The sequence below is a fragment of the Vibrio pacinii DSM 19139 genome, from assembly GCF_000711795.1.
GTDB classification, from domain to species: Bacteria; Pseudomonadota; Gammaproteobacteria; order Enterobacterales; family Vibrionaceae; genus Vibrio; species Vibrio pacinii.
In genome coordinates this window covers 1-15,126 of sequence record NZ_KL543978.1, presented here as the reverse complement: position 1 = coordinate 15,126, position 15,126 = coordinate 1, and the positions used below count along the sequence as shown (strand labels likewise).

11 protein-coding genes and 1 tRNA gene are annotated in these 15,126 nt (G+C 45.9%); 6 read left to right on the top strand and 6 right to left on the bottom strand.

The window, feature by feature from the left end:
- Nucleotides 1-101: 101 nt before the first annotated feature.
- On the bottom strand, nucleotides 102-1,760 hold the full coding sequence (locus tag BS19_RS18145) for an electron transfer flavoprotein-ubiquinone oxidoreductase (protein WP_038177281.1): 1,659 nt from the start codon (nucleotides 1,758-1,760) through the stop codon (nucleotides 102-104).
- A gap of 106 nt (nucleotides 1,761-1,866) precedes the next feature.
- Between BS19_RS18145 and BS19_RS18140 the strand changes: the two genes are divergently transcribed.
- Entirely contained in the window at nucleotides 1,867-2,619 is a 753-nt protein-coding gene (locus BS19_RS18140; protein ID WP_038177280.1) for an electron transfer flavoprotein subunit beta/FixA family protein, read from the top strand.
- A 10-nt stretch (nucleotides 2,620-2,629) separates the two neighbouring features.
- Nucleotides 2,630-3,583: an electron transfer flavoprotein subunit alpha/FixB family protein gene (locus BS19_RS18135; protein WP_038177278.1), complete on the top strand. Its 954-nt coding sequence runs from the start codon at nucleotides 2,630-2,632 to the stop codon at nucleotides 3,581-3,583.
- 64 nt (nucleotides 3,584-3,647) lie between these two features.
- Here BS19_RS18135 and BS19_RS18130 read toward each other — a convergent pair whose 3' ends face one another.
- The 4 genes from BS19_RS18130 to BS19_RS18115 form a co-directional block, all read right to left on the bottom strand.
- Entirely contained in the window at nucleotides 3,648-4,793 is a 1,146-nt protein-coding gene (locus BS19_RS18130; RefSeq protein WP_038177277.1) for a dihydrolipoamide acetyltransferase family protein, read from the bottom strand.
- Nucleotides 4,790-5,773, bottom strand: coding sequence for an alpha-ketoacid dehydrogenase subunit beta (locus tag BS19_RS18125; RefSeq protein WP_038177276.1), 984 nt, complete (start codon nucleotides 5,771-5,773; stop codon nucleotides 4,790-4,792). The genes BS19_RS18130 and BS19_RS18125 overlap by 4 nt, the downstream gene beginning before the upstream one ends.
- A complete protein-coding gene (gene pdhA / locus BS19_RS18120; protein WP_038177274.1) occupies nucleotides 5,766-6,872 on the bottom strand; it encodes a pyruvate dehydrogenase (acetyl-transferring) E1 component subunit alpha in 1,107 nt (368 codons plus the stop codon). Before pdhA ends, BS19_RS18125 begins: the two co-directional genes overlap by 8 nt.
- A gap of 485 nt (nucleotides 6,873-7,357) precedes the next feature.
- Nucleotides 7,358-8,911, bottom strand: coding sequence for an alanine/glycine:cation symporter family protein (locus BS19_RS18115; protein WP_038177272.1), 1,554 nt, complete (start codon nucleotides 8,909-8,911; stop codon nucleotides 7,358-7,360).
- Between the two features lie 545 nt (nucleotides 8,912-9,456).
- On the opposite strand from BS19_RS18115, the gene BS19_RS18110 reads away from it, so the two are divergent.
- The 4 genes from BS19_RS18110 to BS19_RS20070 all read left to right on the top strand — a co-directional run bounded on the left by BS19_RS18110 (nucleotide 9,457) and on the right by BS19_RS20070 (nucleotide 14,576).
- Nucleotides 9,457-11,457, top strand: coding sequence for a HAMP domain-containing methyl-accepting chemotaxis protein (locus BS19_RS18110; RefSeq protein WP_038177271.1), 2,001 nt, complete (start codon nucleotides 9,457-9,459; stop codon nucleotides 11,455-11,457).
- Between the two features lie 146 nt (nucleotides 11,458-11,603).
- Nucleotides 11,604-12,995 carry a transporter substrate-binding domain-containing diguanylate cyclase gene (locus BS19_RS18105; protein ID WP_038177270.1) on the top strand — a complete coding sequence of 464 codons (1,392 nt, stop codon included), beginning with the start codon at nucleotides 11,604-11,606 and terminating at the stop codon, nucleotides 12,993-12,995.
- A 101-nt stretch (nucleotides 12,996-13,096) separates the two neighbouring features.
- Nucleotides 13,097-13,171: transfer RNA gene (locus BS19_RS18100), tRNA-Gly, on the top strand.
- Nucleotides 13,172-13,247: 76 nt separating this feature from the next.
- Nucleotides 13,248-14,576 carry a tyrosine-type recombinase/integrase gene (locus tag BS19_RS20070; protein WP_084186066.1) on the top strand — a complete coding sequence of 443 codons (1,329 nt, stop codon included), beginning with the start codon at nucleotides 13,248-13,250 and terminating at the stop codon, nucleotides 14,574-14,576.
- A gap of 219 nt (nucleotides 14,577-14,795) precedes the next feature.
- On the opposite strand, the gene BS19_RS18090 is transcribed toward BS19_RS20070, so the two are convergent.
- Nucleotides 14,796-15,126 (bottom strand): integrase core domain-containing protein (locus BS19_RS18090; protein ID WP_038176241.1); only part of this gene is annotated, 331 nt, incomplete at its 5' end.

Below are 15,126 nucleotides of genomic sequence, written 5' to 3'. Positions count from 1 at the left end.
GCAACAATTCGGCAAAAGAGCCAAGCCGGATAACTTAACTCCAACAAAGTAAAAACGTCTTATGTTGTGCTGTTAAATTCACCCTGAATGCGCGTTATAAGTTACATATTCTGGTAATTAGGCCCGCCACTTTCTGGCGGTGTCCAAGTAATGTTTTGCGAAGGGTCTTTGATGTCACACGCTTTACAGTGCAAACAATTGGCCGCATTGATCTGCAGTTTTTGTTTGCCTTGTGCGTCGATCACTTCATACACCCCGGCGGGGCAATAACGCTGACTTGGTTCGTTAAATAGTGTCATATGTTGCGCTAGGGCGATGTTTAAATCGGTTACCTGTAAGTGACACGGTTGGTTCTCCTCATGGAAAGTAGCAGAGAGATACATTGACGAAGGCTTATCGAAACTTAATACGCCATCAGGTTTATCGTAGTGAATCGGTTTACAGCGAGTTTGTTCATACAAAGCCACATAGTCTGGTTGGGTATCTTTAATATCCCAACTCGATGTACCTGCGGTTAAGCGCTGCCAAATATTTTGTTCAAGCAGTGCCAGTGCCCCGCCAATCAAAGATCCGTATTTGTGGATGGCCCCCGGAAAGTTACGCTGTTGATTGAGTTCACTATAGAGCCAAGAGCGCTCAAACAAGTGTTGATAATTGGCTTGGCTTTCACTGTTTAATAGCGCGATAAATACAGATTCTGCGGCCAAAAGGCCAGATTTCATGGCTGTGTGACAACCTTTTATTTTCGCTGCATTGAGAGTGCCCGCGTCACAGCCAATCAATAGTCCGCCTGGGAACTGCTGTTTGGGCAGAGAAAAAAGGCCGCCTTTGGCGAGCGCTCTGGCACCGTAGGCGATGCGTTCGGCCCCCGTTAACTGCTCGGCGAATTTGGGGTGATGTTTAAGGCGTTGAAATTCATCAAATGGGCTCAGATACGGGTTGGTGTAGTTGAGATCGGTGATCAGGCCAACCGCAATTAAGTTATCTTCGAGATGGTAGAGAAAACCACCGCCTGTGGTTGATGATTCCGATAATGGCCAACCTGTGGTGTGGACGACAAGTCCGGGTTGAAAGCGCGGGTCGTCTTTGCTGAGTTGCCAAATTTCCTTGATGCCTAAAGCGTAATGCTGTGGTTGGCTATCTGCATCAAGCTGAAAACGACTAATAATTTGTTTGCCTAAATGTCCACGTGCGCCCTCGGCAAAAATCGTCTGCTTTGCATTGAGCTTAATACCCGGTTGAAAAGTCGATTTCGCTTGGCCGTCTTTATCAAGTCCCATATCGGCAGTGATAACCCCGCATACTTGACCGTTTTTATCAAAGCAGATCTCTTTGGCTGGAAAGCCGGGAAAAATGTCAACGCCAAGGCTTTCTGCTTGCTCTGCCAACCAGCGGCACAGTTTACTCAGGCTGATCACGTATTGGTCTTGTTGATTGCGCATGGCTAACGGTGTCAATAGTTCGGGAACTTGCACGTGGCGTTGTGGGGTAGTGAGGTAGAGCAGTCGCTCTGAGCCAACGGGTGTATTGATTGGGGCTCCACGCTCACGCCAATCGGGGAAAAGCTCGTCGAGTGCGGTGGTCTCAAACACCGCACCAGAGAGGATATGTGCGCCAACTTCAGCCCCTTTCTCGACGACGCAAATTGATATTGGCCGTTGATTGTCTACCCCAAGTTGCGCAAGTCGGCAAGCGGCTGTTAGCCCGGCAGGGCCAGCTCCGACGATCACTACGTCGAAGTCCATGCTCTCTCGTTCCATCCTACTAAACCTTTGTTGTTATCGCCTATGAGATAAATATAGTTACAGTTGACGTAAACGTAAACTTTACTAAGCTCAAACTATCAACGGTTAGATGGAGCAGATAATGAAAGTACTCGTTGCGATCAAGCGCGTTATCGATCCTTACACCAAAATTCGAGTCAAGCCCGATGGAAGTGGTGTTGAACAAGACAATGTAAAAATGGCAATCAATCCATTTTGTGAAATTGCGGTAGAAGAAGCGGTACGTTTAAAAGAATCAGGTGTGTGTAAAGAGGTGGTGGTGGTTTCGATTGGTGGCGTAAGTTGCCAAGAACAGTTACGTAACGCACTGGCGCTCGGTGCAGACAGAGCGATTCATGTTGACGTTGTCCAGACTTACTCGCCATTAACGACTGCCAAGTTGCTCAATGCGATTGTCCGTCAAGAGCGACCCGATTTGGTATTAATGGGTAAACAGTCAATTGATAACGACAACAATCAAGTTGCGCAGATGCTCGCAGGGCTCGCGAGTTGGTCCCAAGCGACGTGTGCGTCAAAGCTTGAAATTGAGGGCGATAAAGCATTGGTCACGCGAGAGGTCGATGGTGGCCTTGAAACGTTACAACTGAATTTGCCCGCTGTGGTCAGTACCGACTTACGCCTGAATGAACCGCGTTACGCCTCATTGCCCAATATAATGAAAGCGAAGCGCAAACCTTTAGAGGTCGTGGCTGCGGATTCGTTGGGCGTTGAGTTAACCAGCCATCATCAAGTGCTCGAAGTCGTGGTGCCGGCAAGCCGCAGCGCTGGTGTTCGAGTTAATAACGTTGCTGAGCTGATTGATAAGCTTAAAAATCAAGCCAAAGTCATAGAGTAAGGGGAAAGCGATGAGTCATTTGAATATACTAGTGCTTGCTCAGCATAATAATCAAAATGTACACGCCGACACTTATTCTGCGTTGACTGCGGCGTTACAATTACGACAGTTAGCTGGCGGTCATATCGACATGTTGGTGATTGGTAGTCAATGTCAACAAGTAGGTCAGAGCTTAAGTCATTGTGCCGATGTCGACAGAGTGCTGATGGTCGACAGACCCATCTATCAAGACGGTCTTGCGGAAAATCATGCCATGGTCTTGCAAGCGCTAGCAAAAAATTACACTCATGTTGTTACTCCTGCAACTAGTTATGGTAAAGACGTCATGCCAAGGTTTGCAGCCCTGCTCGATGTGGATATGTTGTCTGATATTGTCACCATTGAAAGTGCTGATACCGTCATTCGACCTATTTATGCAGGTAATGCGCTTGCACGGGTGAAAACCCAAGATAGCTTGGTTGTGATGACGATTCGTGCGACCGCTTTTGACAAAGCCTCCCCTGCCGATGAGGCTCGCGCAGAGGTGGTGGCACTCGATCTCGACTATCGGCCACAACTGACGCAACTCATTAAGCGTGAGCAGGTGGATCTTGAGCGCCCAGACCTCACACAAGCGCAGGTGGTGATTTCAGGCGGACGCGGGGTTGGAAGTAAAGAAAACTTTGCGATGTTAGAAACATTGGCCGATAAATTGGGCGCTGCAATTGGCGCTTCACGTGCGGCGGTTGATGCCGGTTTTGTCAGTAATGATCTGCAAGTTGGACAAACAGGGAAAATTGTCGCACCGCAGCTTTATATTGCAGTCGGCATCTCGGGAGCGATTCAGCATGTCGCCGGGATGAAAGATTCAAAAGTGATAGTCGCGATTAACAGCGACCCTGATGCGCCCATTTTTGAGATTGCTGATTATGGATTGGTGGGCGATTTATTTGAGATTTTACCAGAGCTTATCGACAAGGTGTAATCAAGCCAGTTGGCAAAAGTAAGCGCACCTAGGTGGTGCGCTTTTGATTGGATGAGATAAGTGATTAACTGCTGGGTTGCTGCAAGTGTTCGACTAATCGCTTGGTAAAACGGGCCGCTTCACCGCCAGTGCAAGCTCTATGATCGAAGGTGATCGATAATGGCATTACTTTGACGGCAATCGCTTGACCTTGATGGATGACCACTCGCTCAATAATGCGCCCCGCACCAACAATAGCGACTTGCGGTGGGGAAACCACTGGCGTCGCAAAAATACCCGCGATTGCACCAAAATTCGATAACGTGATCGTGGCATTTTGCAGGCTTTCTCGGCCAATACGACGATTGCGAATACCTTGTACTGTCTCATCAAGCCAGTGTCGTATTTGCTCACCATTGTATTGTTCGGCATTCTTAAGTACTGGTACATACAAGCCGTGGCTACTATCGACTGCGATACCAATATTGACCTTACTGTGCACGCAGCGAGTCATGGTCTCTGCATCAAACCAAGCGTTCATTGCAGGCTCTTGCTGACAAGCGTGTAATACGGCTTTGACTAAACGCGCCGAAACATCTTCATCGTCGTGCCAATTACCCAGACTTGCCTCTTCAGTTATCGTGACGGCGGCAACGCTGCTGTGTGACTCGGACATAGTCGAGACCATCGTGCGTCTCGCTCCTTTAAGCACCTCAGTACCTGGGCTTTGTTTTCTTGCTTGACGATAAATATCTTCTTCAGTCACCATGCCCTGATTGCCTGAACCATTAACTTGGTTAACATCAACGCCGAGTTTTTTGGCCAGCAGACGTGCCGAGGGCAGTGCGGAGACGGCTTGAGTTGAGGATGAGTTATGAGAGCCACCAACCCAAAAGTTATCGACATCCACATGATGAGTGGTATGAGATACATTGCCCACCACGGTTGCGGCATCGTGTTGATGTGATTTTTTCGCTGCGTCCGCTACCCGTTCAGGTTGTTCTTCGATTTCTAGCAGCAAAGTGCCAATATTAATCACATCACCCGCTTCACCATGTCGGCTAATGACGACCCCTGAATGGGGAGCCGGTACTTCGACTACGGCTTTTGCTGTTTCAACCGTTAATACTACTTGGTCAACTTCCACGCTGTCGCCAACCTTAATGTGCCACTCAATGATCTCCGACTCAGCTAATCCTTCACCGAGATCTGGCAATAAGAATGCTTTCATTTCCAGCCCTCCACGAGCTCGCGTGCCGCCAGCACAATGTCTTGTTCATCAATCATGAAGTAATCTTCGTTCCGGTAGTACGGCATGATGGTGTCCATCCCGGTGACCCGTTTCGGTGGCGCTTTGAGTAAACACATTGCTTGTTCTGCAACCCGAGCTAAAAGCTCAGCGCCAACGCCACAGGTTCGACTCGCTTCATGCACGACTAACAGACGTCCGGTTCGTTCCAGTGAGCGCAAAATAGTATCCATGTCCATGGGTTTAATTGAGGCTAAGTCGATAACCTCGAGCTCAATGCCTTGTGATGAGAGGGTTTGCGCCGCTTGCAGAGACTCAACCACACACGCTCCCCAAGTCACTAATGTCACATCTCGCCCTTTACGAAGCGTAAAACAGCGATCAAGAGGGAGCGCTTCGCCACTATCAATGACTTCCGATTTGACGGTTCGGTAGATGCGTTTGGGTTCGAAAAACATCACTGGGTCATTGCACCGGATCGATGCTAACAGCAATCCATACGCACGTTGTGGCGAAGAGGGAATGACCACTCTAAAGCCGGGAGTATGAGCGAATAAAGCTTCAACACTTTCTGAATGGTGTTCGGGCGCATGGATACCGCCACCAAAAGGCGCGCGGAATACTGCTGGGCAGGTTAAGCGTCCGCGTGTTCGATTACGTATTCGCGCTGCGTGACAGATTAGATGCTCCATTGCAGGGAAAACAAAGCCTTGGAATTGAAACTCGGCGATTGGACGTAACCCCTGACTCGCCATGCCGATGGCAACACCGCCAATTAGCGCTTCTGCTAAAGGTGAGTCAATAACGCGGCGCAAGCCAAACTTTTCTTTCAGACCCACAGTTGCACGAAAGACACCGCCGTTATCACCGACATCTTCGCCAAGGAGTACCACACTCTCATCGCGATTCATTTCATGATGCAAGGCAAGGTTGACCGCTTCAACCAGCGTTAATTCAGCCATGTTTGCCTCCTTGCATGCGCATTGCTTTATTAATTAGTGCATCGCGTTGTGGGTTGAGTTCAGCAGGCGTGTGCTCGTAGAGGTAATCAAACGCTGATTCGGGGGCTTGTGGTGCTAGATTGATGTAGTTTTCGACCACTCGTTCAACGTGTTGCTTGCATGTTATTTGCCATTGCTCTTCCTGAGTATTGTCCCAAGCGTGTTGCGCTTCAAGATAGAGTCGTAAGCGTTTAATCGGTTCGAACTGCCACGCTTGGTTGAGTTCCTCATCGCTACGATAACGGCTAGCATCGTCGGCAGTGGTATGATCGCTTAAACGGTAGCTCACAGCCTCGATTAGAGTTGGGCCCTTGCCTTTACGTGCTCGGTCAAGTGCTGCTAACACCGTATCATGCATGGCGACAATGTCGTTGCCATCGACGGTAATCCCCTTGATGCCAGCACCTTTGGCTTTTTCGGACAAGAAATCAGCCGCACACTGCAATGCTCGTGGGACAGAAATCGCCCATTGATTGTTGTTAACAGCGAATACCAGTGGCAGATTCCAAGCCCCAGCGCAGTTGATACTCTCAAGAAAGTCACCTTTAGAAGTCGCACCGTCTCCGCAAGTCACGACAGCCGCGTGATGATGTCCTTCAATTTTTAGCGCCGCGGCAACACCGACTGCGTGAGTACATTGAGTCGCAATAGGCACACAGAAGGGAAGGTCGCGGCAATGTTCTGTAACCCCCCCATCGCTTGGCTCAATATAAAAATCGCTGCCTCGCTCATCGCCTCCCCAATATTGAAGATTTTTCTCCATCGCGATACCGCGCACCCACATTGCGGGCATGTCACGGTAGTAGGGGATAAACACATCTCTCGGATGCATCGCATGGCCAAGACCAACGCCAAATGCCTCTGCCCCAAGATGTGAAGGGTAGGTACCTAGCTTGCCTGTGCGTTGTAGTGCGACCGCTTTGTTGTCGTAGGTTCGAGTAAGAACCATGTCCTTATAGAAGGTGGTTAAGGTGGCAATATCGGCCCAAGCGGGTAGTTGATTTATTGATACACCGTGGTGATCAATGAATCGATGCATGGGAAGTGTCTGAACATTCATCGCTATCTCCTCACTGCTACTCAAAATGGATCGCACGTTGAGCAGCAAACGATGACCCGATAACCATGTTGCGGTCTTGACGAGTCAAGGTAGATATTATTCGTTGATACTTCTTGGTCGTGTTCTAAACATAACCTGCTAACCAGTGACTCACGCTTGCATTAATACGCTAGAAAGTGTTCACAATGCAGAGAACAATGTTGTAGTACGCCGTTAGAGTTAAGTGTAACCAAAATGTTAAAACTTGCGCAATTCGATAGTGTATTGATCAGTAAAGTTAAGCTTACACACTGAGGGAAATTAGTGAAAGGTGTCACTATTTAACGTGCTCTAGGGCTAAAACTAGAAGCATGTACTGGCCGGGCTGTGAATAATGAAATAATACGTGGTGTGACAGCGGTTGGATAAATCTGACAATAAATGATTGGAATTAAAGAAACAGCAGGCCGAGGCCTGCTGTAGGATTAAATCTGCTTAAACGGTGATTACTCTGCCTGTTCAGCAAGCTTCTGCTTGTCTTGCTGTTGAACTTTGTAAACTTTACCAGCATTGAAGCGTTCAAGGTAATCCGCTAAATCACGTTTAACTTCTGGCACTAGGATGTAAAGACCAACAATGTTAACCAGAGCCATTGCAAAGATCATCGCATCAGAGAAGTCAATCACAGGGCCAAGATTCATTGCCGCGCCAATGACTACAAAGATACAGAATTTAACTTTGAAGATAAGCTCAGCGATTTTGCTTTCACCGAATAGGTAAGTCCATGCCTTTAAGCCGTAGTAAGACCAAGAGATCATAGTAGAGAAAGCAAATAGGACAACGGCGATGGCAAGAACATATGGGAACCAGCTGATCGCACTACCGAAGGCTGCTGAAGTGAGTTCAACACCTGCAAGGCCTGTGTCTGTATCAAGATAACCAGTAATGATGATAACCAGTGCTGTCATCGTACAGATAACTACAGTATCGATAAACGGTTCTAGAAGTGAGACAAAACCTTCTGACATCGGTTCTTTGGTTTTAACGGCTGCGTGAGCAATTGCCGCAGAACCAACACCCGCTTCGTTCGAGAACGCCGCTCGTTTGAAACCTTGGATAAGAACACCAATAACACCACCCGCAATACCTTCACCAGTAAATGCACCGTTAAAGATAGCGTAGAAAGCATCATCGATACGGTCGAAGTTCATTAGGATGATGATCAGCGCAGCACCGACGTAGATAGTGGCCATAAATGGAACCACTTTCTCAGTGACTTTCGCGATAGATTTAATACCACCGATGATCACAATACCAACAATCACAGCGAGAATCAGTCCAAACAACCAACCTTTATCAGCCAAGAAAGACGCATCACCACCCGTCACACCGACAACTTGCTTGAACGCTTGGTTCGCTTGGAACATGTTGCCGCCGCCAAGAGATCCACCAATGGCAAATACAGAGAATATGACCGCAAGTGTACGACCAAACGCTGCGTTACCACGCTTAGCTAGACCTTTGCTTAGGTAGTACATTGGACCACCTGATACAGAGCCGTCTGGGTTAGTGTTACGGTATTTAACACCAAGTGCACACTCAACAAACTTGCTCGACATGCCAAGCAAACCCGCTAGGATCATCCAGAACGTCGCGCCAGCGCCACCAATGGAAACAGCAACCGCTACGCCAGCAATGTTACCTAAGCCAACGGTACCTGAAAGAGCGGTAGTGAGCGCTTGAAAGTGTGAAACCTCACCTTCTGCTTTTTCTTTTGGATCAGAAAACTTGCCTGAAACCAGTTGAACTGCGTGTTTAAAACCACGCACGTTGATGAAACCCAAATAGACTGTAAAGAAAGAGGCGGCAACCACCAACCAAAGAACAATCCACGGCACCTGTACGTCAGTAAAAGGGAAAGGAATAGTCGAGAAGATCATTCCTACAAATGGGTTAACGATAGGTGCAACGACTTCGTTGATTTTTTCATCCAAATTGGATGCTGCAGCGCTACCTGCAAACAAACTTGCCAATAAAGCAAGCGATATACGCTTTGTCATGCTTTTCCTGCCTGTGAATAGGTGTTTATATGAATAATATTTATATGATGCTGTGTTTTGTTACATTTTTGTAACTTTGGTTATTATTCATTTTATTAATACATCCGCAACATCTTTGACCGAAAACATGATCCAGCGAACAATTCTAATTTTTGCTAACTTTAATGGCATAATTTGAACTTATTATCTAGTTTTTGCTAATTAACTGGTTTTATTGGTAAGTTGAACATTGGTGATTTGGTCGGATATCTTGGTATTGGCTCTTATATATAAAACTCTCTGAGTAGATAATGAGCAGCGTGACATGATGAATTCATGTGTATTAGCAGTTGATAATCAAGTTCTATCTGATGAAGTGATGGCCAAACCTTGTGTTTTCGCCAATATCGACTAGCGGCAAACAAACATTAATCGTTACAGGTTTCACGGGAATTTTTTGTTTTTGGACTAACTCAAACGAAAGTTTAACTATTTGGACTACATATATTTAACAATGAGCGGCAAGAAGCTATAGTGTCGACTGACTATATAATAGGAGTTAAAGGATGAAACTCACGATATCAGGGAAGTTACAGCTGAGTTTTCTGTCACTTGCAGTACTTTTTATCGCATCCGCTTTTTTCATTTATCGCAGTGTTGCTAGCGTCGAAAGCCAGACACAGTCGTTACTGAGCCGAGATCTGCCAACGGTTGATGCGGCACGTACGATACAACAATCAATTCACGCCACGGTGTCTTCACTAAGAGCATACATGTTGCTGGGTGGAGATGAAGCAACTAGCGCGTTCCATCAAGCCAACCTACAGCAAGCAATAGACCATGTTGAGGGAGCTCTACCTCCATTAGAGAATTTGATTGATCCGGAGCAATATCAACAAGTGACCACTGATTGGGCCGCGGTGACTCAATCAATCGACGAAATTACTCTACTTAGCCATAGTGATGAAAATCTCCCAGCACACTCTTTGTTTATTAATGAAGCAGCACCAATCGCAGAGGTGGCACTGGATCAGTTGCAAGGCCTTATTAACGATGAAGCTGGTAATAAAGAGGGGGGTGAGCGTAAGCGCTTATTTCGCCTTTATGCTGACAGTTATACCTCTTTGGCTAATGCGCTTTCTTCTATGCGAGATTTCCTTTCATACGGTAGACAAGACCATCTGGAAAAGTACCAAGATTTCTTAGACTCGCACAACAAATCGGTGCGTGAAATTGAGTCAAAAATCGAGCTGATGTCGAGCAGTGATCAAAGTTTATGGTCGTTATTTAAAGATATGCAGCAACTTTACTTCCCTTTGGCAGAGCAAGTGGTCGCGCTACGTCGTTCAAATGGTTGGAATATAGCGAACCAAAAAATGGCTAATCAACTTGTGCCAGCCGTTGAAACAATAAACGCGAATCTTGAAACTGTGATTAATCAGCAACAACAGCGCGCCGATCAAAGTGGTCAGGGGATATTCCAATCAGTGGCCGAGGTACTCACACTACTTATCGCATCAATTGCAGTGGTGGTTGGTGTCTCTTTTAGCGTGGCTCATTTTATGGGTAAAAACATTGGTAGACGCGTAGCCACTATTTCTCAACGTGCCGAGTCGATTGCCAATGGTGATATTTCACAGCCAGCATTAGAACTCGGTGGCAGTGACGAGCTAGCAAGTTTGACCCGATCTATTAACAAAATGAATAATGAGTTGGCCAATATTGTTAAAGGTGTGAGTGATAAAGCCAGAAAGGTCGGCAGTAGTATGTCATCGCTACAAGACGCGAGTCATCAGACGGTTTCACAAGTGGAGAGCCAAAAATCCACGATTGATCTTGTTGGACAACAAGTCGCTGAAGTGAGTCACTCTGCCAGTGAAACCGCACTTCAAGCCGAACAATCTTCGGCTAGTTTGGCTGAATCTAAGGCGCACATTGAGCAAGGTTCTAAAGCCCTTGAACGCAACAAAACCACCGTGGATCTATTGCATGCAACGATTGAAAAAGCCAGCGTGCAAGTGAATGAACTGAGTAAAGAGAGTGAAGCGATTGGCCGCGTTACCGAAGTGATTGAAAATCTTGCAGGGCAGACAAACTTACTCGCACTTAATGCGGCTATCGAAGCGGCTCGAGCAGGAGAGTACGGGCGAGGGTTTGCAGTGGTCGCCGATGAGGTAAGGTTACTGGCAACTCGTACCACGGAATCAACGTCAGAAATCAATAACATTGTTAATGCGATCCAATCATCGACCGCGGCAGTTGTCAGTGAGATTGATAGCAGTAAAGTGCTTGCACAAGAAGGGGCGGATCATACTCAACACGCTCACGGAACATTAAGTGCCACCACCGAACAGATCGAACGCCTGAGCCAACAAATGCAAGAATTACTCAGTTCTGCTCAGCAACAGTCGAATGCTACTGACGAAATTCAAGGGTTGATGAACCAAGTCATCGCGTCGGTTGATGATGTGGCCAAAATATCGCAGGCCTCGGCACAAATATCAAACCAGGTTCAAGGCCAGGTCGGTGAGTTGAATAATGAAATGGCGCAATTTAAAACCAAATAAGTCAGCGGCTTATATTAATAATTGATTTAAGTCTCATAATTGTTTGTCCGTTTCAGCTAGCAACACGAACTTAATCTATACATAATGTATTCTACTGACTTTTTACTCAGAGTAGGTGTATTCTGAGCTAGTAATTAGGAACGTTTGTGTATCGGTTGCTTTTAGCTTTGCTGCTATTGTCTTTTAACACCTTTGCCGATACTTCATCGGCAAATAGCCTTACTATCGCGAATTCAAAAGCGTGGAAACCCTTCTCTTTCATCAATAGTGACGGCGAGCCTGATGGTATCTTAATCGATTACTGGAAGGCCTATGGAAAAAAGCACAATGTTAACATTGAGTTTCTTCTCTTAGATTGGCAGGCGTCACTGGATGCGTTGAAAGATGGCAGAGCAGACATTCACGCAGGTTTATTGTGGTCGGAAGAGCGCGATGCTTACCTCGATTATGCCCCGACATTAATGAATATCGACACTCATATGTTCATTAGCCAAGATCTTATCGCAACCAACCTTGACCAGTTTCTGCTAGGTGGCCATCAATACCAAGTCGGGGTTGTTGCGGGTGGTTACGAACAAGCATTTACCCAGCTGCATTACCCAAATTTGAACTTACTCAGCTTTTCCAATAATAATCAGATGATTGAGGCGGCGTTTAATGGTGAATTGGATGCATTTGTTGCCGATCTTCAAGTTGCTAACTTTTACTTACTCAGTAGTGGTGAGCAAGCTCATCGTTTTGTTGGCGTGCGTCATCTCTATTCCGGTGAACTTCGACCTGCAGTTGTGCAGGGCAACAATCAATTGCTAAAGCAAATAACGTCTGGCCTTGCAGCATTGACCAATGCAGAGAAGAAACAAATCTTAAACCGCTGGATGTATATCAACACTGTTTATCCTGACTATTTATTGCCATTATCGATCTTGGTCATCGTTGTCGTGGTTGTGGGTTATATTGTTATGCTCAATGCAACGGTGAAAGCTCGCACCAAAGCGTTAAAACAAGCCAACCAAGAGCTCAAAAAACTATCCGAAACCGATCAGCTCACTTGTTTAAGTAATCGTCGCCATTTTGTTTTAGAGTTTGAGCGTCGGCTCAATAACCCTGGTTCAATTGCAATAATGATCTTTGATATTGACGATTTTAAACGGGTTAATGATGAATATGGTCATCAAGTCGGCGATAGAGTGATTCGAGAGGTAGCCGAGGCGGCAAAAAGTGTATTGTCTGAACCGCATCTTATCGGACGAATTGGCGGTGAAGAGTTCGCGGTCGTCGTCAATGATGAGGGTTTTGCTGATGTGGTGGAGTTGGCCGAGATGATTTGTGATCAGGTCAGAACCATTGGCTTACGCGAAGACATAGCGCGCAAGGTGACAGTCAGTATAGGGTGTGCTTATTATCCTAAAACTTCGACGGCAATTTCTCTTTCCGATGCGGATAAGCTGATGTATCAATCTAAAGTGGCTGGAAAGAATCGTGTCACGGCTCAGAAATTTAAGATTGACGAGCCAATTGGTGCGAAAAGCAGCACTTAATCAACAAAATGGTGATAACTTCAGCAGTCGAACCAAATAGGACAATAAAAGACTTTTCTTTTCAGTCAGATGTGGCATATTAGCCCTGTCTTCAAGACATAGCGTACTTCGTATAATGGCTATTACCTCAGCCTTCCAAGCTGATGATGCGGGTTCGATTCCCGCAGTACGCTCCAAACTTCTTTAGTAATTTCAAAGATTTACATCAATTTTAAGCAATTCCAATTGGCAGTGATACGACAAGGTGTCACGATGTACATTTTTCGAAATCGTAATTCTACCTACTATTCTCGTTTTTACTTTCCCTCTCAATGGGTTAACTTTGGATACCCAAAAGAAGTGCGTTTTTCCTTGCGTACCAAGGAACGCTCCATCGCTATAGACCGATCTTTAGTTCTCCTTCAGTCTGCACGTTCATTGGTTGGTGAGACAGCTCCTGAGATAAACGTTAGAGAGTTTATATCTACATTCAAGGAGACGATCAGTACCATCGTAAAAAATGGCTTTGTGAAATCTGACGAAGTTGCACCCAGCCGCATTAGTACGATACAGCCAGTATCTATGGAACCGAGTTCCATTCCCTCTAATGTAGGCCTTTCTGTTTCAGTGTTATTAAGCGAGTTCGTTGAATACAAACAGCTTGAAGGTGTTAAGCCCAAAAACGTTGATCTGCTTAGCTCGAGAATCAATAACTTTTTCGAAAGCCAAACCGTTAGCCCTTATTCTGTCACCCCTCGTCACGCTAGTGCATTTCTCAAAAGCCTTTATGGTCGAGGCCTGTCAGCCAAGACTATACGGGACTATCTCGCAGCGATTCGGCAGTTTTACAGCTGGATGATTACAATGGAGTACGCGACTGTTAATCCTTTTGAAAATGTTAGAGTCAAAAGGGACGTTAGGCTTCCTAGTGAACAGCGCAGAAGATGGAGTAGGGAAGAGCTAATTAAGCTTTTTTCTCATGACAACTTTGTTGGTGTAATCGGAACAAATGATTCACTAGTAAATTATCAGAAAAAGCTAGAAGACTACTGGATCCCCTACCTGCTATTGTTCACTGGTGCACGAGTGAGTGAGATCTGCCAGTTGCGTACCGAAGATGTTCAAGAACGAGAAGGTGTGTGGTGTATTAGCGTGAACGAAGATGAAGGCAAGACTGTTAAAACCAAAGCCTCTATTCGCTACATACCGCTGCACAAAGAACTAATTAATATGGGCTTCTTGAGTTATGTAAACCATCGTTACGGAGCTCGTAAGGATAAGTTGTTTGATATTCGGCCGTATGGCAAAACCATGTGTTGGTCAGAGCAGTTCGGTAAGCGTTTTACTAAGGTATTAAAAGCTATTGGGTTAACAGGTGCTCAACGACCTACGTTGCACGGTTTGCGTCATACGTTTGTTGATTCTGCTCAGGCTATAGGTTTGCCTGAAAATGAGGTTTGTGAAATCGTCGGTCACGCAAAACAAAGCATGACATATGGAAGATATGGAAAACGCTTATCATTGTTGAGACTAAAGAGCTTGATAGATGAGATCGACTTTGGTTTTGTACCTATCACCCGACAAGTTCTCTGTCGCTCTTGAAGTGCTCGCCTCTAATTATCTACTCTTTAAATAAAACTATGCACAAGACAACTAGAGAATATGAATCATTTATTAAGCAGAGTGAGCAAGAGGCGTTTAATCAGTACCTACGCCCTTATGTAACCCTCCCCAAAAAACTGGTCATTAGCTATTAGAGTTTTTCCGTTTACACTGAAACAAACGGAGAACGCATGATGAAAAAATCACGCTATGTAGTGGTCAACTAAAATTGGCCACGGTTTTAGAGTTTTCCCAATATAATCTTTCTGATTCATTGGGCGTTAGGCCACCGTTATACTGATGTGGCCTGAGTTGGCAGTAATATCCGATAATGTAGCGGGTGATCTCTTGTTGAGCCTCAGCGAAGCTACGATAACCTACCGTCGGCACCCATTCTGTCTTCAAACTTCTAAAGAAGCGCTCCATTGGCGCATTATCCCAGCAATTTCCTCTGCGAGATAAACTCTGTTTTATTTGAAAACGCCACAGTAATTGGCGGTATTTACGACTGGTATAGTGACTACCTTGATCGCTATGGAACATGACACCT

Excerpts from the sequence above, each read along its gene's own strand:
- BS19_RS18145 (WP_038177281.1), bottom strand. The coding sequence starts at position 1,760 with ATGGAACGAGAGAGCATGGACTTCGACGTAGTGATCGTCGGAGCTGGC.
- BS19_RS18140 (WP_038177280.1), top strand. The coding sequence starts at position 1,867 with ATGAAAGTACTCGTTGCGATCAAGCGCGTTATCGATCCTTACACCAAA.
- BS19_RS18135 (WP_038177278.1), top strand. The coding sequence starts at position 2,630 with ATGAGTCATTTGAATATACTAGTGCTTGCTCAGCATAATAATCAAAAT.
- BS19_RS18130 (WP_038177277.1), bottom strand. The coding sequence starts at position 4,793 with ATGAAAGCATTCTTATTGCCAGATCTCGGTGAAGGATTAGCTGAGTCG.
- BS19_RS18125 (WP_038177276.1), bottom strand. The coding sequence starts at position 5,773 with ATGGCTGAATTAACGCTGGTTGAAGCGGTCAACCTTGCCTTGCATCAT.
- pdhA (WP_038177274.1), bottom strand. The coding sequence starts at position 6,872 with ATGAATGTTCAGACACTTCCCATGCATCGATTCATTGATCACCACGGT.
- BS19_RS18115 (WP_038177272.1), bottom strand. The coding sequence starts at position 8,911 with ATGACAAAGCGTATATCGCTTGCTTTATTGGCAAGTTTGTTTGCAGGT.
- BS19_RS18110 (WP_038177271.1), top strand. The coding sequence starts at position 9,457 with ATGAAACTCACGATATCAGGGAAGTTACAGCTGAGTTTTCTGTCACTT.
- BS19_RS20070 (WP_084186066.1), top strand. The coding sequence starts at position 13,248 with ATGTACATTTTTCGAAATCGTAATTCTACCTACTATTCTCGTTTTTAC.